Source organism: Leucobacter massiliensis (assembly GCF_002982315.1).
Taxonomy (GTDB): Bacteria; Actinomycetota; Actinomycetes; order Actinomycetales; family Microbacteriaceae; genus Leucobacter; species Leucobacter massiliensis.
Genome location: NZ_MWZD01000017.1, coordinates 851677 through 876166 on the forward strand (window position 1 = coordinate 851677; position 24490 = coordinate 876166).

Genomic DNA, 24490 nt, shown 5'->3' on the forward strand with positions numbered 1-24490 from the left:
CTGCGTGCTACCGGGCGAAGTTGCCGCGGTAGTACTCGTAGATCCAGCCGCAGACGGCGATGGGCACGAGCGGCAGCGAGAAGAAGAAGAGCCAGTAGGTCCCCTGCAGGCAGACCCCGAGCACCACGAGGGCCGCGCCGCCCGCGAGCGTGAACGGCCACCAGCTGTGGGGCGGGAACTCCCCGATCTCGGGGTCGCCGTCGTCGATGTCGGAGTCAGGACGGTCTTCGACGAGCACGCCCCCCTGCTTGCGCTTCACCAGCATCAGGTAGATGGCGATGAGCGCAGCGAGCCCGCCCGAGAGCAGGATCGCCAGGGAGCCTGCCAGTTCGAGCGTCCCCTCCGCGGCGTAGTGCCACGCCGAGTAGAGCACGGAGACGACGATGAAGTATGCCGTGAGAAACCAGAAGATCACGATGGTGGGTTTCATGGCCCGAGGTCCTTTCGGTCGTTACCGCTGCGCGGGGGGCTCGGCGTCGTGCCTGTCGAGGGCTGCGAGCGCCTTCTCACGCTCACCGGCCTGCACGGGCGCGGGCTGCTCGACGCCGCTGACCTCGGGATGGTGGAGGTCGAACGCCGGCGACTCGGAGCGAATGCGCGGGATCGATGTGAAGTTGTGCCGCGGCGGCGGGCAGGAGGTGGCCCACTCCAGCGACCGGCCGGTGCCCCACGGGTCGTCGACCGTGACCTTCGGCGCACGTCGTGCCGTGACGTACACATTGACCAGGAAGGGGATCGTCGCCGCACCGAGGAGGATGGACCCCACCGTGGAGAGCTCGTTCATCCAGGTGACTCCGTCGCTCGGCAGGTAGGTGTAGTAGCGCCGCGGCATGCCGATCACGCCCATCCAGTGCTGCACGAGGAAGGTCATGTGGAAGCCGATGAAGAGGCTCCAGAAGTGGATCTTGCCGAGGCGCTCGTTGAGCATCTTGCCGGTCCACTTGGGCCACCAGAAGTAGAAGCCGGCGAACATCGCGAAGACGACGGTGCCGAAGATCGTGTAGTGGAAGTGCGCGACCACGAAGTACGTCTCGCTCAGGTGGAAGTCGAGGGCCGGCGAGGCCAGGAGCACGCCGGTGAGGCCGCCGAAGACGAAGGTGAGCAGGAAGCCGATGGCGAAGACGATGGGCGTCTCGAAGGTGATCGAGCCGCGCCACATCGTGCCCACCCAGTTGAAGATCTTCACGCCGGTCGGCACCGCGATGAGCATGGTCAGCAGGGCGAAGAACGGCAGCAGCACCGAGCCGGTGACGTACATGTGGTGCGCCCACACCGTCATCGAGAGCGCGCCGATGGAGATGGTGGCGTAGATCAGGGTCTTGTAGCCGAAGAGCGGCTTTCGGCTGAAGACGGGCACGACCTCGGAGATGATGCCGAAGAACGGCAGCGCGAGCACGTAGACCTCGGGGTGACCGAAGAACCAGAAGAGGTGCTGGAAGAGGATCGCGCCCCCCTCCCCGGCGAAGACCTGGGCGCCGAAGATGCGATCCGCGGCGAGCCCGAAGAAGGCGGCCGCGAGGATCGGGAAGATGAGGATGATGAGCACGGAGGTGATCATCGTGTTCCAGGTGAACACCGACATGCGCCACATCGTCATGCCGGGGGCGCGCATGGTGATGATGGTGGTGAGGAAGTTGACCCCGCCCATGATGGTGCCGAAGCCGCCGATCCCGAGCCCGAGGATCCACAGATTGCCTCCGATGCCGGGCGAGTACTCGGCCGAGGAGAGCGGCGGGTAGGCGAACCAGCCGAAGGACGCGGCGCCCTGGGGGGTGAGGAACGCGCCGACCGCGAGGAGGGAGCCGAAGGTGTAGAGCCAGAATGCGAAGGCGTTGAGCCGCGGGAAGGCCACGTCCGGCGCGCCGATCTGCAGCGGCATGAGCACGTTCGCGAAGCCCGAGAAGAGCGGCGTCGCGAACATCAGCAGCATGATGGTCGCGTGCATCGTGAACAGCTGGTTGTACTGATCCGGCGTCGACACCACCTCGAGCCCCGGCTGGAAGAGCTGGGCGCGGATCACCAGGGCCATCAGGCCGCCGATGAGGAAGTAGACGAACGAACTGATCAGATACATGTAGCCGATCACCTTGTGATCGGTGGAGGTGATCCACGAGACGATCACATTGCCCTTTTTCATGCTTTCCCTCATCTCACGGGCGAGAACGGACGGAGCCGATTCGAGGCTACGTCTGGGCAGTGAAGGGGCTGTGTCGGACGGTGCCTTTTGAGTACTGGGGGCGACTGGGGGAGTAGCCCGAGGAGGTGGACTAGGTAGTTTCGCTCAGACAACGGTGGTTCACCGGCGCGAGCGCGAATTGGTCTATTGCATTCCCTCTCAGTACGGTGGAAATCTAGACCACCTGCGCCGCCCGCGGCGTCCAGCCGCGCTCCCCCGAAGGGTCACCACCGTGCACGAGCCGAACCTCGCCAAGCCCCGCCTCGCCCTCGCCGCAGCCGCGCTCGCCGGCGCCCTCGCACTCAGCGCCTGCGCCTCCGCGCCGGCGGGCGTACCCGGCCCCGCCTCGGCAGGGGATCCGGTCGCCGGGGGCACCCTCACCCTCGGCCGGGTCGCCGCCGTCAACGATCTCGACCTCAATCAGCAGATCACCGCGAACAACGCCTTCGCGATCGACAAGATCTTCGAACCGCTCGTCGCCTTCGACGAGCGGGGCGAGATCGGTCCCTGGCTCGCCGAGTTCACCGAGAGCGAGGACGGGCTCGTCTACACCTTCACGCTGCGCGAGGGGCTGCAGTTCTCGGACGGCACCCCAGTCACCCCTGACGACGTGGTCTTCTCCCTGAACCGGCATCTCGAGCTCGGCGGCCCACTGCCGCTGACCGCGCCCATCGCGTCGATCGAGCCGAGCGGCGAGCGCGACGTCGTGATCACCCTCGACAGCCCCTACACCCCGTTCCTCTCCGAGCTCGCCGGCTTCTCGAACGGCATCTTCCCCGCCGACTTCGGCGGCAGGAGCGAGGAGGCGTTCTTCGCGGACCCCGTGGGCACCGGACCCTTCGTCGTCGACGAGTGGGACCCGAACGGCGACATCTCCTTCGTGCGCAACGAGCACTACTGGCAGGAGGGCAAGCCCTACCTCGATCGTCTCGTCTACAAGTTCGTCGCCGACGACACGCAGCTCCGGCAGCAGCTCGCGGCCGGCCAGCTCGACGCGATCGACACGGTGCCCGCGGCGAACGCGGCCGAGGTGGACCAGGCCGCGAACACGGTGCTCTCGCAGACCGCGGGCTGGTCGACCGAGCAGATCTTCTTCAACACCCAGCGCGAGGAATTCGCCGACCGGCACGTGCGCCGCGCGATCGCGCACGCGCTCGACCGCGACGGCATCACCGCGGCGACCACCTTCGGCACGGCCGAGACCGCCAACGCGCTGCTTCCGCCGACCATCCAGTACTCCGCGAACGACACTGTCGAGGCACTCGGCTTCGACGTCGGCGCCGCGAAGGCCGAGCTGGCTCGGTCGGCCTATCCCGACGGCTTCGAGGTCACGCTGCTCCTCGCGAGCGGCAATTCCCAGCGCGCTCAGATCGCCCAGATCGTGCAGGAGTCGCTCGCCGCGATCGGCATCACGGTGAAGATCGAGACGCTCGACATCGCGGTCTTCCGCGAGCGCTTCTTCGACTACGACTTTGACTTCATGCTCAACAGCGGTCAGTCCGACGCGCCCGATCCCGACGGCTTCATCACCTTCCAGGCCGACCCCGAGGGCTTCAGCAAGTCCTACTGGACCCACTTCACCGACGACCGCGTCACCGAGCTGATGCGCGCGGGCCGGACCACCCCGGACGGGCCCGAGCGCGAGCGGATCTACGCGGAGATCCAGCAGATCCTCGCAGACGAGGTGCCGTACGTCCCCCTCTTCTTTCCCGCGAACCTGAAGGCGACGAGTGACCGCGTCCACGGCTTCACGGTGCTGCCCAACTCGAGCATTCGCCTGCAGGACGCCTGGGTGGAGGCGGAGTAGCGACTCCGCCGGGAGGGGGATCCCGCTCCCGGCTCTCCCTATCCTGGAGGGGAGCGAGCGGGAGCGAGGTGCGATGAGGAGAGCAGTGCGCGCGGCCGGGCGGCTGCTCGCCCGCGTCGTGCCGGTGATGCTCGGCGTGGTCGTCGCGGTCTTCCTGCTGCTGCGCCTCGTGCCCGGCGACCCCGCTGCGATGATCCTCGGCGAGCGCGCCACCCCCGAGTCCATCGCCGAGCTGCGCCACCGCCTCGGTCTCGACCTGCCCCTGTGGCAGCAGTTCGCCGACTTCGCGGTGCAGCTCGTCACTCGCTTCGACACCGGTGACTCGCTCGTCACCGGTCAGCCGGCGCGCGAGCTGATCCTCGCCACAGCGCCGGTCAGCCTGGGCATCGTGGGCCTCTCCGTGCTGTTCGCGATCCTGATCGCGGTGCCGCTCGCGCTCGCGGCCGCGCTCGGCAAGGACGGCTGGGCGGATCATCTCGTGCGCATCCTCCCAGCTGTCGGCCTCGGGATGCCGCTGTTCTGGATCGGCCTGCTGCTCATCATCGTGTTCGCGGTGCAGTTGCGCTGGTTCCCCGTGGGAGGCGTGGGCTCGGGACCGGGCGAGCCGCTGCGCAGCCTGATCCTTCCCGCGCTGGCGGTGGCGCTCGGCCTCGCGCCCCCGCTGATCCGCTCGCTGCGGTCGCAGCTGCTGGAGGTGCTCGACGCCGACTTCGTGACGACGCTGCGCGCGGCCCGCATTCCCGAACGCCGCGTGCTCGGGCGGCACGTGCTGCGCGCGGCGGCCCTGCCGACGCTCACGCTGCTGAGCGTGAACGCCGCCTATCTGATCGGCGGCACCCTCGTCGTCGAGAAGGTGTTCGGCATCGGGGGACTCGGCACGCTGCTCTTCCAGTCGATCGGAAGCCGGGACTTCCCCGTGGTGCAGGGGGTGGCGCTCTTCTGCGCGGTGCTCGTCGTGCTCGTCACGACACTCGCCGGGGTGCTCGCGACGCTGCTCGATCCGCGACTGCGGACGGGAGGCGGGCGATGACGCCGCGGGACCGGGTCGGGGACGCGGACCGAGACGGGGATCGGACGCGGGATCGGGACCGCTTCCGTCCGGGCCCGGCGCTGTGGGCCGGTGGCCTCCTGTTCGCGCTGATCCTGCTGGCCGCGATCCTCGCCCCCGTGCTCGCCCCCGACGACCCCGCCGCGCAGGACCTCACCGGCGGCCTGCTGCCCCCGTCGGCCGAGCACTGGTTCGGCACCGATCAGCTCGGCCGGGACGTGCTCTCGCGGATGCTCTTCGCGGCCCGCACCGATCTGCGCCTCGCGGTGCTCGCCGCGCTCGCCCCCTTCGTCATCGGCGTGGCGGTGGGTCTCGTCTCGGGGTACTTCGGCGGTGCCGTCGACTGGGCGGCGTCGCGCCTCACCGACACCGTCATCGCCTTCCCCTTCTACGTGATCGTGATCGCGATCGTGTTCGCCGTGGGGGCGGGGGAGGGCGGCATCGTGGTCGCCTTCGCCCTGGTCGGCTGGGTGGGCTACGCGCGGGTCCTGCGGGCGGCTGGGTGGGCTACGCGCGGGTCCTGCGGGCGATGACGGCGTCGCTGCGGGACGCGGGCTGGGTGCAGGCGGCGCGGGGCGGCGGGCTGTCGCACGCGCGCGTGCTGCTGCGGCACCTGCTGCCCAATGTGCTGCCGCAGGCGGTCGTGCTGCTCGCGACGGAGATCGTGCTGATCATGGTCGCGATCGTCACCCTCGGCTACCTGGGGCTCGGGATCCAGCCGCCGACGCCCGACTGGGGCACCATGATCGCCGACGGGCAGCAGTTCGTCACGACGCAGTGGTGGCTTTCCGCCTTCCCCGGCTTCGCGGTCGTGCTGACCGGGATCGCACTGTCGCTGCTGGGCGACGGGGTGGGCGACGTCCTGCGCGCGGACGCTCGGGGGGTTCCGCGTCGCGGCCGGCGCCGAGGGCGGATCGCGCGCGCCTCGCGGGCCGGGCGGCCCCGCCGGGCGGACGGCGACCCGGGCACGATTGCGGCGGGCGCGGTCGCCGTGCGCGAGCTGCGCATCGAGAGCGACACGGGATCGGCGCTGGTCGAGGGGCTGTCGTTCTCGGTGGAGCCGGGTGGAGCGCTCGGGATCGTGGGCGGGTCGGGGTCGGGCAAGAGCCTGACCCTGCGGGCGCTGCTCGGCATGCTTCCGCGGGGAACCCGCGTGGCGGGGGGCGAGCTGCGGGTGGGCGGCCGGGTGGGCATGGTGTTCCAGGATCCGCTCACCGCGCTCGACCCGCTGAGCCGCGTGGGCGTGCAGCTGCGCGAAGCGGTCGAGGCGGCGGGCGTTCCGCGCGGGCGGGCTGCCGAACGGGTGCACGAGCTGCTGCGGCAGGTCGAGCTGCCCGACGCCGAGCGGATGGCGCGCTCGTACCCGCACGAGCTCTCGGGCGGGCAGCGACAGCGGCTCGTGATCGCGATGGCGCTCGCGGGCGATCCCGCCGTGCTGCTCTGCGACGAGCCGACGACCGCGCTCGACGTCACCGTGCAGCGGCAGGTGCTCCGACTGCTGCGCCGCCTCCGGCGGGAACACGGCCTGACGCTGGTGTTCGTGAGCCACGACCTCGCCGTGGTCGCCGAGGTGTGCGAGCGCATCGTCGTGATGCGCTCGGGGAGCATGATCGAATCGGGGTCGATCGAGGAGGTGCTGGGGAGTCCGCGGGACGCCTATACCCGCTCCCTGATCGCGGCGGTGCCGCGGCTGCCGGGGCGCGGCGACGATTCCGCTCGGCGGCGCGGCGCGGCCCCCGGAGCGCAGCTCGATCCCGCACCCGCGGGAGCGCGGGATCCCGGCGCCACCGCGCCCACCGCTCCCGGCGGGCCCGGGCCGTCCCCGGACCCGGCGCCGCTGCTCGAGGTGCGCGAGGCGACCGTGCGCTACGGCGGCTTCACCGCCGTGGATGGGGTCTCCTTCGTCCTCGGGCGGGGCGGCGCGCTCGGCGTCGTCGGGGAGTCCGGCTCGGGAAAGACGAGCCTCGCGCGCTGCCTCGCCGGGCAGCTGCGGCTCTCCGGAGGAGAGATCGTCTTCGACGGCGCGCCGCTGCCGGCGAAGCGCCCGCGCGAGCTCGCCCGGCTGATCCAGCTCGTGCCTCAGGATCCCGCGTCCTCCCTCGACCCGCGCATGACGGTGGGACAGACGCTCGGCGAGCTGCTGCGTGCGCACCGGCTCGTGCCCCGGTCACGGGTGCGGGCCCGCGTCGCGGAGCTGCTCGAGGGGGTGCGCCTCGATCCGGCGCTCGCGCGCTTCCGGCCGCACCGGCTCTCGGGAGGGCAGCGGCAGCGCGTGGCGCTGGCCCGCGCGCTCGCGGTCGAACCGGAGGTGCTCGTGGCTGACGAGCCGACGAGCGCGCTCGACGTCTCGGTGCAGGCGAGCGTGATCGAGCTGCTCCGGGAGCTGCGGCGGGAGACCGGTGTGGCGCTGGTGCTCGTATCGCACGATCTGGGCGTGGTCCACGAGCTGTGCGACGAGGTGCTCGTGATGCGCGGCGGCGGAGTCGTCGAACGCGGCGGCCGCGGCTTCTTCTCCGCCCCCGAGAGCCGGTACGGCCGCGAGCTGCTGGATGCCGTGCCGGTGCTGCCGCTCGGCTCTTCCCCGCTTGCGTGAGTGTCGTGGGGCATTGATACCCTCGCAGTAAGGCTTAGTGGCGAAAGGAGGGGCGGCATGGACGGGCTCTTCAGCTGGTTCGAACGTCTGCTCGACGGCTCGCTCTTCGCCGGGGGCATCTTCCTCATCATCGGGATCGTGGGCGGCGTGCTGCTGCTCGTCTCGCTGCTGCTCGACGGCATCTTCGAGGCCTTCGACTTCGGCGACGGGCCGCTGAGCCTCACCACCATCGCCGCCTTCACGGCGATCTTCGGCTTCACCGCCTTCGCGAGCGTCGGAGCCGGCATGCCCACCCCGCTCGCCGCCGTCCTCGGCGCGCTCGCGGGGCTCGTGGGCGGTGCCGCGGCGTGGTGGCTGTCGCGCCTGATCCGCAGCGCCGAGTCGAGTACCGCGGTGAGCGGCGGCGATCTCGTGGGCGCCGAGGCCGTCGTCGTGCTCGCGATCCCCGCCGGCGGTCTGGGCGAGGTGGCGCTCACGCGGCACGGGGAGCGCATTTCGCTGTCGGCGACGTCGGAACTGCCGGTCGCCCGGGGCAGCGCCGTGCGGGTGCTGCAGATCGTCTCGTCGACCTCGGTGCGCGTGGAACCGCTGAGCGCCGCACCGCCGCCCGAGGACGGCGGCGGCCCCGGCTCCGGTTCCCGCCGCGACCCGTCCGCCCGGGGCTGACCGGCCCATCACGACCCAGCCCTTCCACTGAACGGAGACTGAATGTTCCTCGCAAGCCCGGCGATCGTCGGCATCTTCGGTGCGGTCATCGCACTCGTGCTGGTGGCGCTCGTCATCATCAAGCGGTACAAGATCGCGAAACCCGACGAGGCGATCATCGTCACCGGCGGCAAGGGCAAGGAGGTGGTCGACGCCGCGGGCAACAAGACCCGAGACCTCTCGGGACAGAAGGTCGTCACCGGCGGCGGCGTGTTCGTGCTGCCCTTCGTGCAGAAGTCCTTCACCATCTCGCTGCGTTCGCGCCGCCTCTCGATCACGACCGAGGCGCAGACCACCGACGGCATCACGATCCAGGCGCAGGCCGTCGCCGTGGTGAAGGTCGGCGGCACGCAGGAGATGATCCGCGCCGCCGCACAGCGATTCCTCTCCAACTCCGACGAGATCGACGAATCGACGCAGGAGGTGCTGTCCGGCTCGCTGCGCTCGATCATCGGCGGCCTCACGGTGCTGCAGATCATCCGCGACCGCGCCGTGGTGGCGCAGAGCGTGCTGGAGGCCGCCGAGGAGGCTCTGACCAAGCAGGGTCTCGTGGTCGACACGCTGCAGATCCAGGAGATCCGCGACGGCGCCGACTACATCGCCAACATCGGACGCCCCGAGGCCGCGAAGGTCCGCCAGGCGGCCGACATCGCGGAGACGAACGCCTACCAGGCCTCGCAGGAGGCGAAGATCGCCGCCGAGCAGGTGCTCGTCGACCGCAATCGCGAGCTGAAGCTGCGACAGGCGGCCGTGCAGGTCGAGACGGACAAGGCGACCGCGCAGGCATCGGCGGCGGAGCCGCTCGAGCAGGCCATCCAGCAGCAGGCCATCGTCGAGCAGCAGCGCATCACCGCTCAGAAGGGCGTCGCGCTGCGCACCGAGCAGCTCAACGCGGATGTCCGCGCCGTGGCCGAGGCCGAGGCGTACCGGGTCGAGGCGCTGGCGAAGGCCGAGGCCGCCGCATCGGTCTCCGCGGCCGAGGGGCGCGCGCAGGCGATCGAGCGCGAGGGCCTTGCGAACCGAGCGGCACGCATCGCGGCCTCCGAGGCACTGGAGGCCGAGGGCCGTGCGGAGGCGGCGGCGCTGGAGGCGAAGGGCACCGCGGAGGCCGCGGCCATCGACGCCCGCGCACGCGCGCTGGAGACGCAGTCGCAGGCGGTCCTGGCGCAGGAACTCATCCACCTGCTCCCGGAGATCGCGGGCAAGTACGCCGATGCCATCGGCGCCATCGACAACATGACGGTGGTCTCCGCCGACGGCACTTCCAAGGTGGCGGGCGAGGCGATGGGCAACATCAAGGGCATGCTCGAGATGGCGAAGGACACCGTGGGAGTGGACCTCGTCGGACTGCTGAACGGCGCTGTCACGGGCGGCGTCGCCGGTGGCGCTGCCGGCCGGGCCGCTGCCGCGGGCGCCGACCGCGGGGTGTCGTCGCGCCGTGACCGTCAGGCCGCCGGTGCTTCCCCCGATCCGGAGCCCGCTGCGCGGTTCGCCACGGCGGGCGAGGGGCTCGCCGAGTCCGCGTCCCGGGCTGCCGAATCCGCGGCGGAGGCGGCCTCGCTCGCGGCCGACGCCGCCGAGGACGCGGTGGGGCGCGCGAGCGACGGGACCGACGCTCTCGGCGGCTCGGCACCGCGCAAGGCAGAATAGTCTCATGCACACCCCCCGCTCGGTCACGGAGGAGGTCGAGTCGGTGCTCGGCCCGGCCCCTCCGGGCTACGATCAGGCGGAGATGGTGGTGCTGCGCTTCCGGCGGCACGGACATCGGCTCGTGCCGCCGGTCATCGCCCTGGGGGTGATCGCCGCCGCAGCCGGCTACTGGGTCGGAGCGCTGCCCGAGGCCTGGATGAATGTGCTCGCAGGCGTCGGCGCCGCGGTGCTCGCCCTCGTGCTCGGCGTGCTGCCGGTGCTCGGGTGGCTGGCGCGCCGGACGACGGTCACCACGCGCCGCGTCATCCTGCGCAGGGGCCTCTTCGCGCATCACCGGACGGAGCTCGGGGTCGGGCGCGTGCGCGAGGTGTGCACACGACGCGGGCCGTTGCAGCGCCTGCGCGGCTCGGGCGACATCGAACTGCTGCACGGCACGGAGAGCCTGCGCCTCGACGACGTGCCGGGCGTCGCGCACATCGCCGATGCGCTGCGCGAGCTGGTCGAGCGCAACTACGCGCACGCGACGCGGGTGCAGCAGCGCCTCGGCGTGCACCCCGGCGGGCCTCCGATGCCCGAGGCAGGCCTGCTCGCGAGCGCGGGCCGCGGCTCGGACCCTGCGCCGCAGGGCCGCGTCGGCCGGTGGCGGCGACCCTGATCCTGATCCGCCTCAGCTGGTGCGGGCGATGAGTTCGTCGATGAGGCGGCCGGCCAGCGTCACCAGGCGCTCGATCTCGTTCTCGTCGCGGTCGACCCAGCGGCACTGAGGGTCGCCCACCGGCACGAAGTTCTCGTGCCGTTCCCACACCACGAGCGTGCGTTCGGCGCCGAGGACGTACTGCTGCCACCAGATCTGACGCAGGTAGTGCCGCGGGATCGAGCGCCACTCCTTGTTGGTGGTCTTGATCTCCGCGAGTTCGACGGAGCCCCCCTCCCGCTGGGACAGGCCGTCGGGCGTCGCCAGGTGCCGCAGATCGAACTCCGCGTGGAAGAGGGCCTGGCTCGGCGCGATTCCGTGCTCGCGGAGCACCCACGAGGCGATCTCGGGCTCGCGTGCCTTGCCGTGCTCGGTGTACGCGTTGCCGGTGAAGCGGCTCCCGTGGAGCTTCTGGTGGGCCATGGCCTCGATGGAGCGCGGCGAAGACAGCTTGGCCACATCGGTGGCGGTGATTCCCCGGGCGCGAGCGCGCAGCCAGGCGATCCGGTCGCTGCCGTCGGTCACCATCCGGCTGAGATAGCTGGAGATCGCTTCGGACACCCCTCAAGTCTCCCACGTGCTCGCAGGCGCGGCGGTCAGGGCCCGCGGGTCGTGTCCATACTGCCGCCCCCTGCGCGCTGAACGCGCGGCCGCGGCGCGCGATGGAGGCTCGCCCGGCGTGCACGGGGCGGGGCCGGGACTCACCGATTGATTTGGAATGAAATCTGAAGATTGCAGTGTGTCCGCGGTCTCCATCAGCAGTGCATCGGGCGGAAGCGGCAGTGAATTTCCTGGGAGTTTGACAGGGTGATGTGGTGTTGCTCGTGGGCGGCCTGCCTCCCAGACCCGCATGAAATCAAGGATCTCGAGGCCTCCAGGGTCCCCGGACGCCGCCTCGGGGGCCCGCGGTGCACGCCGGACTGCGCGGAGAAGGGTTGGGGTGGGGAGTCGCGGAGGGATATGCTCGGCCACGAAAGCGCCAGGGGATCGACTCGTGATGAGACGTCGTCGGGGTAGTCCGCGGCAGGCCTGGGAACCCGCCAGCGGTGGTGCTTTCGCGAACGGCCCGGGACCGTAATGAAGGAGTAGTGTCCAGCACATGGATTCACAGGCACTCAAGCGCGCGGACGGCGGCAAGATCCGCGCACTCGTCGTCGATGACGAGGAATCGATCACGCAGCTCGTGGCGATGGCGCTCCGTTACGAGGGCTGGGAAGTCGAGACGGCGGCCAGTGGCACGGAGGCGCTCGACAAGGTCAAGTCCTTCGATCCCGATGTGGCGGTCTTCGACATCATGCTGCCGGATCTCGACGGCATGCAGCTGCTCGCGAAGCTGCGCGGCAACGGCGACATGGTGCCGGTGCTGTTCCTCACGGCGCTCGACTCGGTGGAGGATCGCGTCAATGGGCTCACGGCGGGCGGCGATGACTACGTGGTGAAGCCGTTCAGCCTGGAAGAGCTCATCGCCCGTCTGCGCGGCCTCGTCCGCCGCTCGCAGCTGGCGCTCGCTCAGCAGCCCGATCCCGTGCTCCGCGTCGGAGACCTCACCCTCAACGAGGACAGCTACGAGGTCGAGCGCGGCGGCGATCCGATCGTCGTCACCAACACCGAGTTCGAGCTGCTGCGCTACCTGATGCGCAATCCGAACCGGGTGCTGTCGAAGGCGCAGATCCTGGACCGTGTCTGGGCTTACGACTTCAGCGGCAAGTCGACCGTCGTCGAGCTCTACATCTCTTACCTGCGGAAGAAGATCGACTCGGGTCGCGAGCCGATGCTCCACACCGTGCGCGGCGCGGGTTACATGCTCAAGCCCGCGGGCTGAGCGGTTCCGCCACGAGGGGGCTTCGGTGCGCGTGCGCCGGAGCCCCCTCGTGTGTGATACAGTGATCCCTGGCCAAAGACCGCCGGTACGGATCCGTCAGGATCCCGGAACGCCTGCTCAGCAGGGACCAGCGCAGGTGCAGAACTCCTTGAGTGGGGATCACGATCCCGAACTCTCTGAAGCTCCGTGCGTGCGCGCCGGGGCTTTTTTCGTCGCCGGGGTCACCCGGCGGGGAGTCCCCGAGCGGCGCGGCCCCCGAGCGGCATCCGCCGCGCGGGTACGACAAGTTAGGGAGCGCCATGGCTACGAAGGACGCTACGGTCGCCGAACTTCAGCGCAGGTTTGAAGAGTCGGACGCCGTTCTGCTGACTGAGTACCGCGGTCTCACGGTTGCCGAGCTGCGGGATCTCCGCAACAGCATCCGCGAGCACGCGACGTACGCCGTGGCGAAGAACACGCTGACCAAGATTGCGGCCAACAACGCCGGGATCACCGCATTCGATGACGAGCTCGCCGGTCCCTCGGCGCTCGCCTTCGTGCACGGTGACACCGTCGCGGTCGCCAAGGCTCTGCGTGACTTCGCCAAGGCACACCCTCATCTGGTGGTGAAGGCGGGCTACTTCGATGGCAACGCCCTTTCCGCCGCTGAGGTGGGCAAGCTTGCCGATCTCGAGAGCCGCGAGGTGCTGCTGGCCAAGGCCGCCGGCGCCATGCAGGCTGCTCTGGTCGGCGCCGCGCAGCTCTTCAACGCACTGCCCGCCAAGGCCGCACGCGGCTTCGGCGCGCTGCAGGAGAAGCAGGACGCGTAAGGATCGGCTCTCGCCGTTCCGGTAGACGAAAACCCCGCTCGGACGCGCCGCGCCCGGGCACACACCAAGGAGAAACACAATGGCTAAGCTTTCCACCGAAGAGCTGCTCGAGCAGTTCAAGGAGCTCACCCTCATCGAGCTCTCCGAGTTCGTGAAGGCCTTCGAGGAGACCTTCGACGTCTCCGCCGCCGCCCCCGTCGCGGTCGCCGCTGCGCCCGCCGCCGGCGGCGCCGCTGAGGCCGTCGAGGAGAAGGACGAGTTCGACGTCGTTCTCGAGTCGGCCGGCGACAAGAAGATCCAGGTCATCAAGGTCGTGCGTGAGCTGACCGGCCTGGGCCTGGGCGAGGCGAAGGCCCTCGTCGAGGAGGCTCCCAAGAACGTGCTCGAGGGCGCGAAGAAGGAGGACGCCGAGGCGGCCAAGGCCAAGCTCGAGGAGGCCGGCGCGGGCGTCAAGCTCGCCTAAGGCACTCGGCTCCGCCGAATTCGGGGCGGGATCACCTCCGGGTGGTCCCGCCCTTTCGCGTGCCGGCGGCCGGGACCGCGCCGCTGCCGCCTGGGCCGTCGGCGCTCTGGCGGGCCGGGCGGGCGGCGCCGGCGACTCGCGGTGGCTGACTCCTGAGCAGACCGCCGCACGTGCGCTCTGGTCTTCGCCGTCCGGTTCTGGTACTGTGTCCCGGCTGCCTGTGCTCGGACCTTTCCGCGGGCGTGACCGCCCCGGGGGCGGCGGGCGTCTCTGTCGAGTGAGTGTCAGAGGTGCGGGTCATGATGACGGGCAGGACGAAAGGAACCTCGTGGCGCTTCTCTCACTCGCTCTTCGACACGCCAGGAAATACTGGGTGTTCGTAGCCGCTGTGCTCGTGCTGCAGCTCCTGTCGACGATCGCGGCGCTGTGGCTGCCCAGTCTGAACGCGCAGATCATCGACCAGGGCATCGCGAAGGGCGACACCGGCTTCATCTGGCGCACCGGCGGCTTCATGCTGATCGTTTCGCTCGGTCAGCTCGTCACCGCCGTCGCGGCCGTCTACTTCGGAGCGCGCACCGCGATGGGCGTGGGCCGTGATCTGCGGCGGGAGGTCTACCGGAAGGTCGATTCGCTGAGCACCCTCGAGGCGACGCGCTTCGGAGCCGGCACGCTCATCACCCGCGGCACCAATGACGTGCAGCAGATTCAGATGCTCGTGCTGATGACCCTCAACTTCATGGTGTCCGCGCCGATCATGGCGGTCGGCGGGATCATCATGGCGCTGCGCGAGGACGCGGGGATGTCGTGGCTGGTGTGGGCCTCGGTCGCCGTGCTCGCCGTGATCGTGAGCTTTCTCGTCTGGCTGCTGCTTCCGCTGTTCCGCACCATGCAGGAGCGCGTGGACGCGATCAACTCGGTGCTGCGCGAGCAGATCATGGGTATCCGCGTGGTGCGCGCCTTCGTGCGCGAGGCCTTCGAGACGGAGCGCTACGGAGCCGCCAATCGCGACATCACCGAGGTCTCGGTGAAGGTCGGCAACATCTTCGTGCTCATGTTCCCGGTGATCATGATGGTGCTGCACATCGCGACGGCGGCGGTGCTGTGGTTCGGCGGCCACCGGGTCGACGACGGACTGGTGGAGGTCGGATCCCTCACGGCGTTCCTGCAGTACCTGCTCCAGATCCTCATCGCGGTGATGATGGGCGTGTTCATGACGATGATGATCCCGCGCGCGGTGGTGTGCGCGGAGCGCATTCGAGAGCTCCTCGACACGCGTTCGACTCTCACCTTCCCCGAGACCGCCACCCGGGAGACCCCGTCCGCGGGCCGCGTGGAGTTCTCGGGGGTGACCTTCGGCTTCCCCGGCGCCGAGCAGCCGGTCATCACGGATGTCAGCTTCGTCGCCGAGCCGGGACGGACGACGGCGATCATCGGATCCACGGGCGCGGGCAAGACGGTCCTCCTCAACCTCATCCTGCGGCTCTACGATCCGCAGCGCGGTTCGATCACGATCGACGGCGTGCCCGTGGCCGATCTGACCCGGGAGCAGATGGCTCGGACGGTCAGCCTCGTGCCGCAGCGTCCCTATCTGTTCTCGGGCACGATCGCCTCCAATCTGCGTTTCGGCCGCGGCAACGCGAGCGACGAGGAACTCTGGGAGGCGCTGCGCATCGCGCAGGGGGACGACTTCGTGCGCGCAAAGGAGCACGCGCTCGACGAGCCCGTGTCGCAGGGCGGCACCAGCGTCTCGGGAGGACAGCGGCAGCGGCTCTCCATTGCGCGGGCGCTCGTCGCGCGACCACGCGTGTACCTGTTCGACGACTCCTTCTCGGCGCTCGACGTGGCCACGGACGCGCGGCTGCGCGCTGCGCTCCCCGAGGCGACGGCCGGGGCGACCACCATCATCGTCGCCCAGCGGGTGTCGACCATCACGGAGGCGGACCAGATCCTGGTCGTCGAGGGCGGCGAGATCGTCGGGCGCGGCACCCACGCGCAGCTGCTCGAGACGAGCCCGGTGTACCAGGAGATCGTCCGATCGCAGCTCGAAGAGGCGGAGGCGGCGTAATGGCTGGCACACGGAAGACGCGGACGGCTCAGGCGAAGGAGCAGACGGAGCAGTTCGAACTGCCCGAGGACTACCAGCCGGACAACGACGACTGGTTCGGCGGCCAGCCCGCGAAGAAGGCGAAGCATTTCTGGCCCGCAGCGAAGCGGCTCATCGGCCTGCTCGCCCCCGAGAAGTGGCTGTTCTCGCTCGTGGTGCTGCTGGTGGTCGGGTCTGTCGTGCTCACCGTCATCGCACCCAAGGTGCTCGGGCAGGCGATGGACGTCATCTTCAACGGGATCCTCGGCAAGCAGCTCCCCGCGGGGGTGCCGCTCGACCGGATCGTCGCGGAGGCGCGGGCGGAGGGGAACGCGCAGTTCGCGGACGTGCTCGAGGGAGCCCAGGTGGTGCCGGGCGAGGGCATCGACTTCGGCCTGCTCAGTCGGCTGATCCTGGCAGTGCTGGCCCTCTACCTCGTCGCGTCCTTCCTCATGTGGTTGCAGGGCTACCTGCTCAACCGGCTCGTCATGCGCATCGTCTACCAGCTGCGTGCCGACATCGAAGCCAAGATCAACCGGCTCCCGCTGAGCTACTTCGACGGGCGGCAGCGGGGCGACGTGCTCTCGCGGGTCACCAACGACGTCGACAACATCCAGCAGGCACTGCAACAGGCGTTCTCGCAGCTCGTGCAGTCCCTGCTCACCGTGATCGGCATCGCCGCGATGATGTTCGTCGTGTCCTGGCAGCTCGCGCTCATCGCGCTTATCGCCCTGCCGCTCTCGGGCATCATCGCGGGCGTGGTGGGCGTCCGGGCGCAGAAGCTGTTCGTCGCCCAGTGGAAGCACACGGGCGAGCTCAACGGGCACATCGAGGAGTCGTTCACCGGGCACGAGCTCGTGCGCATCTTCAATCGCGACACCGAGATGACCGCCGAGTTCGACCGCCGCAACGAGAGCCTCTTCGGCGCCTCGTACCGTGCGCAGGCGCTGTCCGGCACCATCATGCCCGCCATGCAGTTCGTGCAGTACCTCAGCTACGTGCTCATCGCGGTCGTCGGCGCCCTGCGCGTGACCGCCGGGCAGATGACCCTCGGCGATGTGACCGCGTTCATCCAGTACTCGCGCGAGTTCTCGCAGCCCATCGGCGAGATGGCGGGCATGGCGAATATGCTGCAGTCCGGCGTCGCCTCGGCGGAGCGCACCTTCGAACTGCTCGATGCCGAGGAGCAGCAGCCCGACGAGGCGTCCGAACGTCTGCCGGAGCGCAGCGAAGGGCACGTCGAGTTCCAGGACGTCTCCTTCAGCTACCTGCCCGATCAGCCGCTCATCGAGGGCCTCTCGCTCGAGGCGCGGCCCGGGCACACGATCGCGATCGTCGGGCCGACGGGGGCGGGCAAGACCACCCTCGTCAACCTCATCATGCGCTTCTACGAGCTCGACTCAGGCCGGATCCTGCTCGACGGCGTCGACATCACGCGGCTGTCGCGCGCCGAGCTGCGCGGTCAGGTGGGGATGGTGCTGCAGGATGCGTGGCTGTTCGACGGCACCATCCGGGAGAACATCCGCTACGGGCGGCTCGACGCCACCGATGAGGAAGTGGTCGCCGCCGCCGAGGCGACAATGGTCGACCGCTTCGTGCGGCTGCTGCCCGAGGGATACGACACGGTGATCTCCGAGAACGGCTCCTCGCTCTCCGCGGGCGAACGGCAGCTGCTCACGATCGCGCGGGCCTTCATCGCGAACCCCTCGCTGCTCATCCTCGACGAAGCGACCTCCTCGGTCGACACGCGCACCGAGGTCCTCGTGCAGCGGGCCATGCGGGCGCTGCGCGCCGACCGCACCTCCTTCGTCATCGCGCACCGGCTCTCCACGATCCGGGACGCGGACACGATCCTCATGATGGAGCACGGCCGGATCGTCGAGCAGGGCTCCCACGATCAGCTGCTGGCCGGCCGCGGCGCGTACTACGCGCTCTACCAGGCCCAGTTCGCGGGGGAGGACGCGGAGGAGCGCGCCGAGGCGCTGCTCGCGGAAGCACCGCCGACCGGCCCCGTCCCCGTCACCGCGGCCGACCCGCCCGTGGCGGTGCCGGGCGCTCCCTCGGCCACCGGCGGAGTGCCGCTCCCGGGCCCAGACGGCGGCTCGGCGGCCACGCCGGCGCGCCCCTCCGACGACCCGGGCGCGCCCGCGGAGGGCGACGGGATCCGCTAGACTGGTACGGCTCCCCACGTGGCGCTATCTCGGGAAACTCCCCCAGGGCAGAAATGCAGCAAGGGTACTCGGGCTCTGGCGGGTGCGTGGGGAGTCTTGCATCTCCCCCCCCCGCCCCGCCGCCCGTGCGTAGACTGGGGGCATGAGCACGCTGGGGAACGCCGCCGTGATCGGTTCGGGTCCCAACGGGCTCGCCGCCGCAGTGACGCTCGCGCGAGCCGGCGTTCCGGTGACGGTCTTCGAAGCCTCGGAGACGGCAGGTGGCGGAACCCGCACCACCGAGCTCGTCGAAGCCGGCGTGCTTCACGACGTGTGCTCGGCGATCCACCCGATGGCGCTCGCCACGGGCTTCTTCCGCGCCTTCGAACTCGAGCAGCGCATGGACTTCGCGATCCCCGAAGCCTCCTACGCGAACCCGCTCGATGGCGCGGCCGGGGGCGGCGCCGGGCGCGCGGCGGTGGCCTATCGCGACCTCGCGCGCACCGCCGAGGAGCTGGGGCGCGACGGCGCAGCCTACGCCCGCTACTACCGGCCGCTGCTCAGGCGCCTCGAGGGCGTGCTCGACTTCTCACTCGGCGGATCCATCGCACGATGGCCGGCCGACCCGCTCGCCGCGCTCATCACCGGCTTGCGCACCCTTGAGCAGGGGACCCCGCTCTGGAACGCGCGATTCCGGGAGGACGCCGCCCCCGCCCTCATCTCCGGCGTGGCCGCCCACAGCATCGGCCGCATGCCGAACCTCGCCACCGCCGGCGTCGGCGTGGTGCTCGGCGCGCTGGGCCACGCCCGAGGATGGCCGGTGCCCATCGGCGGCTCCCGCGCCATCAGCGACGCGCTGGCCGCCGACCTGATCGCGCACGGCGGGCGGATCGAGACCGGCCACCCCGTGAACGACGTGCGCGAGCTCTCAGCGTTTCATGTGAAACTCTTCGACACCTCGGCCCGCGGCCTCGTGCGTATCGCCGGTTCCGAACTGCCGGGCCGCTACCGGCGTGCACTCGGACGCTTCCGCTACGGCGACGCCGCCACCAAGGTCGACTTCGTGCTCGACGGCCCGATCCCGTGGGCGGACCCGCGGGTGGCGGCGGCCCCCACCGTCCACCTCGGCGGCAGTCGCGCCGAGGGCGCCGCCGCCGAACTGGAAGTGGTGCGCGGCCGCCACCCCGAGCATCCCTACGTCATCCTCGCCCAGACCGACGCCTTCGATCCCGCGCGCAATCCGCCCGGAAGCAACGCGGTGTGGTGCTACACGCACGTGCCGAGCGGCTCGACCGTCGACGTGTCCCCCAGGGTCATCGCGCAGATCGAGCGCTTCGCACCCGGATTCCGCGACCGCATCCGCAGTTTCCGCGTCACCACGGCGGCCGAGCTCGCCGCCTACAACCGCAACTACCACGGCGGCGACTTCAGCGCGGGATCCGTGGACCTCAGGCAGCTGTTCGCCCGCCCCGTGCTCGCAGCCGACCCCTGGCGCACCCCCGCCAGGGGCATCTACCTGTGCTCATCCTCTGCAGCCCCCGGCCCGGGGGTTCACGGGCTTCCGGGCTGGTACGCGGCGCGCTCGGCGCTGCGCCACGAGTACGGCCTCCCGGCGCCCGAGCTCGGCCGGGACGCGGCGGCGTGACCGATCCGCGCGACCTCTAAGCTGGAGCCGTGGCTGCCACCATCTACCTGACCTCTGCGGAGGGACGCACCGGGAAGAGCGCCGTGGCGCTCGGGGTGCTCGACGCCCTGCTCGCCGACGCTCCTCGGGTGGGCGTCTTCCGCCCGCTCATCCGCTCGGGCGGCCGGGACCGCGTGCTCGAGCTGCTGCGCAGCCGCGCCACCGCGGACGCGCCGTACGAGGCGTGCGTCGGCGTGAGCTACGAGGACGCCCACGCCGATCCCGAGGCGGCGATGGTGCGCATCGTCGCCGCCTACCGCGCCCTGCGTGAGCGCTGCGACGCGGTCGTTATCGTCGGCTCCGACTTCACCGATGTCGCCGCGCCCACGGAGCTCGCCTTCAACGCCCGTGTCGCGGCGAACCTCGACGCGCCCGTGCTGCTCGTGCTCGGCGGGCGTTCGAACGAGGAGGCCGAGCATCTCGGCCGCCAGCCGGCGCGCAGCCCAGAGGAACTGGCGCAGCTCGCCGAGCTCGGCCTCGCGGAGCTGCGCGCCGAGCACGCCACGGTGCTCGCCGCCCTCGTCAATCGCGCGGAGCCCGAGCGGCTGGCTGAGATCGAGGCCGCGGTCGCCGCGGCACTGCCCGCCCAGACGCCCGTGTGGGCGATTCCCGAGGAGCCGCTACTCGTCGCGCCCCCGGTCTCCGGCGTGATCGAGGCGGTCGGCGGACGCCTGGTGCGCGGCGATGAGGAACTGCTGGCGCGCGAGGTGCGCGATGTGGTCGTCGCGGGCATGTCGATGGAGCACGTGCTGCCCCGGCTGCTCGAGGGCTCGGCCGTCGTGATCGCGGCCGACCGCGCGGAGACCCTGCTCGCGGTCACCATGGCGCACGAGGCACCGACCTTTCCGACGATCGCCGCGGTCGTGCTCAATGGCGGATTCGAGCTGCCGCCGGATGTGGAGCGCCTCCTCGACGGGATCGACTCCACCCTGCCCGTGGTGCGCACGCCGCTGGGCACCTTCGACACGGCGCGGCGCATCTCGCAGGCCCGCGGCCTGCTCACCGAGGAGTCGCCCGCCAAGTTCGACACGGTGCTCGCGCTCTTCGCCCAGCACGTCGATGGGGGCCTGCTGCGCGAGCGCCTGCGCCTGCACCGGGGAGGGGTGCGCACGCCGGTGATGTTCGCCTACGAGCTCTTCGAGCGGGCGGCCGAGGCGGACGCCCGCATCGTGCTCCCCGAGGGTCACGACGATCGCATCCTGCGGGCCGCAAGCACCCTGCTCGCCCGTGGCACGGCGCGGCTCACGATCCTCGGCGACGAGGCCGCCGTGCGCAAGCGCGGAGGCGAGCTGGGACTCGCGATCGACGCTGCCCAGGTGATCGACCCCGCCACATCGGAGCTGCGGGAGCGCTTCGCCGCCGAGTACGCCCGGCTGCGCGCCCACAAGGGCGTGACGCTTGAGCAGGCGCGCGACGTGATGGCCGACGGGAGCTATTTCGGGACGATGATGGTCCACCTCGGCCTCGCCGACGGCATGGTCTCCGGAGCAGCCAACACCACGGCGCACACGATCCGCCCGAGCCTCGAGATCATCAAGACCAGACCGGGCGTCTCCGTCGTGTCGAGCGTGTTCTTCATGGCGCTCGCCGATCGTGTGCTCGTCTACGGGGACTGCGCCGTGAATCCGGATCCGAGCGCCGAGCAGCTCGCGGACATCGCCGTCTCCTCGGCCGAGACCGCGGCCCGCTTCGGGGTCGAAGCTCGCATCGCGATGCTCTCGTATTCGACGGGGGAGTCGGGCGCCGGCGCCGACGTCGACAAGGTGCGCGAGGCGACGGCGCTCGTGCGCGCCGCGCGCCCGGACCTGCTCATCGAGGGGCCGATCCAGTACGATGCGGCGAGCGATCCGGCGGTCGCGGCCGCGAAGCTGCCCGGATCCGAGGTCGCAGGCCGCGCGACCGTGTTCATATTCCCCGACTTGAATACGGGCAACAACACCTACAAGGCCGTGCAGCGCTCCGCCGGAGCGGTCGCGGTGGGGCCGGTGCTGCAGGGGCTCGCGAAACCCGTGAACGACCTGTCGCGCGGAGCGAGCGTGGAGGACATCCTGAACACGGTCGCGATCACCGCGGTGCAGGCGGGCGCGCAGGACGGCGGTGCGGAGTGAGCCGGATCCTGGTGATCAACGCGGGGTCCTCGTCGATCAAGTACCAGCTGATCGATCCCGGCACGGGGGAGCGTGATGCCTCGGGTCTCGTGGAGCGGATCGGGGAATCCGCGGGACGGCTGCTGCATCGTGCAGCGGGGGCCGAGGAAGCGGTCACCGTGACCGCGCGCGATCACAGCGCCGCCTTCGCCGCGATGGTCGAGGCCTTCGCCCGCCACGGCACGCCGATCGCGGAGCTCGGAATCGTCGCGGTCGGGCACCGTGTGGTCCAGGGCGGTTCGGAGTTCGTGCGGCCGACACTGATCGACGACGCGGTGGCGGAGCGGATCCTGCGGCTCGGCGAGCTCGCCCCGCTGCACAACCCGCCGCAGTACGACGCGATCGTCGCGGCGCGCGCGCTCTTCCCCGATGTGCCGCACGTGGCCGTGTTCGACACCGCCTTCCACCAGACCATGCCCGAGCGGGCATACACCTACGCGATCGACCCGGCCGTCGCGGCCGAGCACGGCGTGCGCCGCTACGGATTCCACGGGATCTCGCATCAGGTGGTCTCCCGCAGGGCTGCGGAGTTTCTCGGCCGGCCGATCACGGATCTGCGGCAGGTGGTGCTGCACCTCGGCAACGGGGCGTCCGCCTGCGCGATCGACGGCGGCCGCTCGGTCGACACCTCGATGGGGCTGACCCCGCTCGAGGGACTCGTGATGGGCACGCGCAGCGGAGACATCGATCCCGGCGCGCTGCTGCACCTGCTGCGTGCGGGGTACGACGCGGACGGACTCGATCGGCTGCTCAACGGACGGTCCGGACTGCTCGGGCTCGCCGGCAGCGGCGACTTCCGCGATGTGCGGGATGCTGCCGCTGCGGGGGACCCCGCCGCGGAGCTCGCGATCGGGGTCGCCGTGCACCGTCTGCGCCGCTATCTCGGCGCCTACCTGCTCGTGCTCGGCGGCGCGGACGCGATCGTGTTCACCGCCGGGGTGGGGGAGAACAACGCGCAGCTGCGCGCCGAGGTGTGCGCTGGCCTGGAGTGGTTCGGGATCCGTGTCGACCCCGAGCGCAACGCCTCGGAGGAGCGCGGGGCGCGGCGCATCGGCGCCGACGGTTCACGCGTCGAAGTGCTCGTGATCCCCACCGATGAGGAGGCCGAGATCGCGCGCCAGGTGCACGAGCTTCTCGGCTGAGCGGTGCCGCGCGCCGGCGTGCCGCACGCCGGCGGCGAACGCCCCGCCCCGCCCCGCGTGAATGTCGGGGGCGGCGGGTAGCATGGTCTCCGTGGCTGCCGCACTCTATCGCCGTTACCGGCCCGAGACCTTCGCCGAGATGATCGGCCAGTCCCAGGTGACCGCTCCGCTCATGACGGCGCTGCGCACCGGGCGGATCGGCCACGCCTACCTGTTCAGCGGCCCCCGGGGCTGCGGCAAGACGACCTCGGCTCGCATTCTGGCGCGCTGCCTCAACTGCGCGGAAGGGCCCACCGACACCCCGTGCGGCGTCTGCCCGAGCTGCGTGGAGCTGAGCCGCGGCGGGGGCGGATCGCTCGACGTGGTCGAGATCGACGCGGCGAGCCACGGCGGCGTCGACGACGCGCGCGAGCTGCGTGAGCGCGCGGTCTTCGCTCCGGCGCGGGATCGATTCAAGATCTTCATCATCGACGAGGCGCACATGGTCACGCCGGGGGGCTTCAACGCGCTGCTCAAGATCGTGGAGGAACCGCCGCCCCACGTGAAGTTCGTCTTCGCGACGACGGAGCCCGACAAGGTGATCGGCACGATCCGCTCCCGCACCCACCACTATCCCTTCCGGCTGATCGCTCCGGCGACGCTCATCGAGTACGTCCAGTCGCTGTGCGACAGCGAAGGCGTGCGGGTCGAGCCCGGTGTGCTGCCGCTCGTCGTCCGGGCGGGCGGCGGATCGGTGCGCGATACGCTCTCGATCCTCGACCAGCTCATCGCCGGCTCGGAGAGCGATGTGGTGACCGCAGAGCGAGCGGCCGGGCTGCTCGGCTTCACGCACGCCGAACTGCTCGACGACGTCGTGGCCGCGTTCGGCGCGCGCGACGCCGCAGCCGCCTTCCACGCGACCGACCGGGTCGTGCAGACCGGGCAGGATCCGCGCCGATTCGTCGAGGACCTGCTGGAGCGCTTGCGCGATCTCATCGTGGTGCAGGCCACCACGGTCGAGGGCGCCGCGGCGGTCTTCCGCGGAGTGCCCCACGACCAGCTCACGCGCATGTTCGAACAGGCCCGGGCCTTCGGGCCGGGGGAGCTGTCTCGCGTCGCGGATGTGGTCAGCGCGGCGCTCGACCGGATGGCCGGAGCGACCGCGCCGCGCCTGCAGCTTGAGCTGATGGTCGCCCGGGCGCTCGTGGCGAGCGGCGAGGCCGCGCCCTCGGCTCCGGGCCCCGCCGCTCGGCGGCCGCAGACCGGGGCGGCGGCTCCGGTGGCCGCTCCGGCGGCGGCTCCGGTGGCCGCTCCGGCGGCGCCACAGCAGGGACGGCCAGCCTCGGCGCCGACCGCCCCGCCGGCGGCCGACCCGCTCGCGGCGCTCGCGGCCGCGCGCGACGCCGCCCGGGCGACGGACGGCGCGCCGGCGCACAGCGGGGACGCTGCTGCGGTCCCGGCGTCACCCGGCTCTGCTGCACCCCAGCCCCCCGCAGCGCAGCCCCCCGCCTGTCTCTTATACCCATCCGACGCCGCCC

General features: G+C 70.8%; 19 protein-coding genes and 1 other RNA gene. 17 read left to right on the forward strand and 3 right to left on the reverse strand.

Annotated elements, in window-relative coordinates:
• Positions 1-7: 7 nt before the first annotated feature.
• Positions 8-430 (reverse strand): cytochrome c oxidase subunit 4, encoded by a 423-nt coding sequence (locus B4915_RS10725; RefSeq protein ID WP_105805750.1) that lies wholly within the window; start codon positions 428-430, stop codon positions 8-10.
• Positions 431-451: 21 nt separating this feature from the next.
• Positions 452-2137: an aa3-type cytochrome oxidase subunit I gene (gene ctaD / locus B4915_RS10730; RefSeq protein ID WP_245907444.1), complete on the reverse strand. Its 1686-nt coding sequence runs from the start codon at positions 2135-2137 to the stop codon at positions 452-454.
• A 271-nt stretch (positions 2138-2408) separates the two neighbouring features.
• Here ctaD and B4915_RS10735 point away from each other — a divergent pair, with 271 nt between their 5' ends.
• From B4915_RS10735 to B4915_RS10760, 7 genes are all read left to right on the forward strand, one after another.
• Positions 2409-3983, forward strand: coding sequence for an ABC transporter substrate-binding protein (locus B4915_RS10735; protein WP_105805752.1), 1575 nt, complete (start codon positions 2409-2411; stop codon positions 3981-3983).
• Between the two features lie 73 nt (positions 3984-4056).
• Positions 4057-5013: an ABC transporter permease gene (locus B4915_RS10740; protein WP_219845106.1), complete on the forward strand. Its 957-nt coding sequence runs from the start codon at positions 4057-4059 to the stop codon at positions 5011-5013.
• The gene (locus B4915_RS14970) at positions 5010-5564 is read left to right on the forward strand and encodes an ABC transporter permease (RefSeq protein WP_146120078.1); all 555 of its coding nucleotides are present in this window, start codon (positions 5010-5012) and stop codon (positions 5562-5564) included. The genes B4915_RS10740 and B4915_RS14970 overlap by 4 nt, the downstream gene beginning before the upstream one ends.
• Complete coding sequence (locus B4915_RS10745; protein ID WP_425436370.1) at positions 5561-7624, forward strand: ATP-binding cassette domain-containing protein; 2064 nt, start codon at positions 5561-5563, stop codon at positions 7622-7624. Before B4915_RS14970 ends, B4915_RS10745 begins: the two co-directional genes overlap by 4 nt.
• A 57-nt stretch (positions 7625-7681) precedes the next feature.
• Entirely contained in the window at positions 7682-8290 is a 609-nt protein-coding gene (locus B4915_RS10750; protein WP_245907445.1) for a hypothetical protein, read from the forward strand.
• Positions 8291-8332: 42 nt separating this feature from the next.
• A complete protein-coding gene (locus B4915_RS10755; RefSeq protein ID WP_105805753.1) occupies positions 8333-9979 on the forward strand; it encodes a flotillin family protein in 1647 nt (548 codons plus the stop codon).
• A 4-nt stretch (positions 9980-9983) separates the two neighbouring features.
• Entirely contained in the window at positions 9984-10634 is a 651-nt protein-coding gene (locus B4915_RS10760) for a PH domain-containing protein (protein WP_105805754.1), read from the forward strand.
• Between the two features lie 12 nt (positions 10635-10646).
• On the opposite strand, the gene B4915_RS10765 is transcribed toward B4915_RS10760, so the two are convergent.
• Complete coding sequence (locus B4915_RS10765; RefSeq protein ID WP_105805839.1) at positions 10647-11201, reverse strand: YqaJ viral recombinase family protein; 555 nt, start codon at positions 11199-11201, stop codon at positions 10647-10649.
• A gap of 571 nt (positions 11202-11772) precedes the next feature.
• Between B4915_RS10765 and B4915_RS10770 the strand changes: the two genes are divergently transcribed.
• From B4915_RS10770 to B4915_RS10815, 10 genes are all read left to right on the forward strand, one after another.
• Entirely contained in the window at positions 11773-12495 is a 723-nt protein-coding gene (locus B4915_RS10770; protein WP_105805755.1) for a response regulator transcription factor, read from the forward strand.
• 299 nt (positions 12496-12794) lie between these two features.
• Entirely contained in the window at positions 12795-13304 is a 510-nt protein-coding gene (gene rplJ / locus B4915_RS10775; protein WP_105805756.1) for a 50S ribosomal protein L10, read from the forward strand.
• A gap of 79 nt (positions 13305-13383) precedes the next feature.
• Entirely contained in the window at positions 13384-13767 is a 384-nt protein-coding gene (gene rplL / locus B4915_RS10780; protein ID WP_017883632.1) for a 50S ribosomal protein L7/L12, read from the forward strand.
• Positions 13768-14095: 328 nt separating this feature from the next.
• Complete coding sequence (locus B4915_RS10785; protein WP_105805757.1) at positions 14096-15832, forward strand: ABC transporter ATP-binding protein; 1737 nt, start codon at positions 14096-14098, stop codon at positions 15830-15832.
• Positions 15832-18021: an ABC transporter ATP-binding protein gene (locus tag B4915_RS10790; RefSeq protein ID WP_245907446.1), complete on the forward strand. Its 2190-nt coding sequence runs from the start codon at positions 15832-15834 to the stop codon at positions 18019-18021. Before B4915_RS10785 ends, B4915_RS10790 begins: the two co-directional genes overlap by 1 nt.
• Before the next feature lie 5 nt (positions 18022-18026).
• Positions 18027-18123: signal recognition particle sRNA small type (ffs, locus tag B4915_RS10795), an RNA gene on the forward strand.
• Positions 18124-18163: 40 nt separating this feature from the next.
• A complete protein-coding gene (locus B4915_RS10800) occupies positions 18164-19645 on the forward strand; it encodes a phytoene desaturase family protein (protein WP_105805758.1) in 1482 nt (493 codons plus the stop codon).
• Positions 19646-19674: 29 nt separating this feature from the next.
• A complete protein-coding gene (gene pta / locus B4915_RS10805; RefSeq protein WP_105805759.1) occupies positions 19675-21792 on the forward strand; it encodes a phosphate acetyltransferase in 2118 nt (705 codons plus the stop codon).
• Positions 21789-22973, forward strand: coding sequence for an acetate/propionate family kinase (locus tag B4915_RS10810; RefSeq protein ID WP_105805760.1), 1185 nt, complete (start codon positions 21789-21791; stop codon positions 22971-22973). Before pta ends, B4915_RS10810 begins: the two co-directional genes overlap by 4 nt.
• 82 nt (positions 22974-23055) lie before the next feature.
• On the forward strand, positions 23056-24490 hold a 1435-nt coding region (locus B4915_RS10815), incomplete at its 3' end, for a DNA polymerase III subunit gamma and tau (RefSeq protein ID WP_105805761.1).

Bases quoted from the DNA above. Each gene is read 5' to 3' on its own strand.
- B4915_RS10740 (WP_219845106.1), top strand. From the start codon at position 4,057: ATGAGGAGAGCAGTGCGCGCGGCCGGGCGGCTGCTCGCCCGCGTCGTG.
- B4915_RS10765 (WP_105805839.1), bottom strand. From the start codon at position 11,201: ATGGTGACCGACGGCAGCGACCGGATCGCCTGGCTGCGCGCTCGCGCC.
- B4915_RS10760 (WP_105805754.1), top strand. From the start codon at position 9,984: ATGCACACCCCCCGCTCGGTCACGGAGGAGGTCGAGTCGGTGCTCGGC.
- B4915_RS10790 (WP_245907446.1), top strand. From the start codon at position 15,832: ATGGCTGGCACACGGAAGACGCGGACGGCTCAGGCGAAGGAGCAGACG.
- B4915_RS10800 (WP_105805758.1), top strand. From the start codon at position 18,164: ATGAGCACGCTGGGGAACGCCGCCGTGATCGGTTCGGGTCCCAACGGG.
- B4915_RS10745 (WP_425436370.1), top strand. From the start codon at position 5,561: ATGACGGCGTCGCTGCGGGACGCGGGCTGGGTGCAGGCGGCGCGGGGC.
- rplJ (WP_105805756.1), top strand. From the start codon at position 12,795: ATGGCTACGAAGGACGCTACGGTCGCCGAACTTCAGCGCAGGTTTGAA.
- B4915_RS10750 (WP_245907445.1), top strand. From the start codon at position 7,682: ATGGACGGGCTCTTCAGCTGGTTCGAACGTCTGCTCGACGGCTCGCTC.
- ctaD (WP_245907444.1), bottom strand. From the start codon at position 2,137: ATGAAAAAGGGCAATGTGATCGTCTCGTGGATCACCTCCACCGATCAC.
- B4915_RS14970 (WP_146120078.1), top strand. From the start codon at position 5,010: ATGACGCCGCGGGACCGGGTCGGGGACGCGGACCGAGACGGGGATCGG.
- B4915_RS10770 (WP_105805755.1), top strand. From the start codon at position 11,773: ATGGATTCACAGGCACTCAAGCGCGCGGACGGCGGCAAGATCCGCGCA.
- B4915_RS10755 (WP_105805753.1), top strand. From the start codon at position 8,333: ATGTTCCTCGCAAGCCCGGCGATCGTCGGCATCTTCGGTGCGGTCATC.
- rplL (WP_017883632.1), top strand. From the start codon at position 13,384: ATGGCTAAGCTTTCCACCGAAGAGCTGCTCGAGCAGTTCAAGGAGCTC.
- B4915_RS10725 (WP_105805750.1), bottom strand. From the start codon at position 430: ATGAAACCCACCATCGTGATCTTCTGGTTTCTCACGGCATACTTCATC.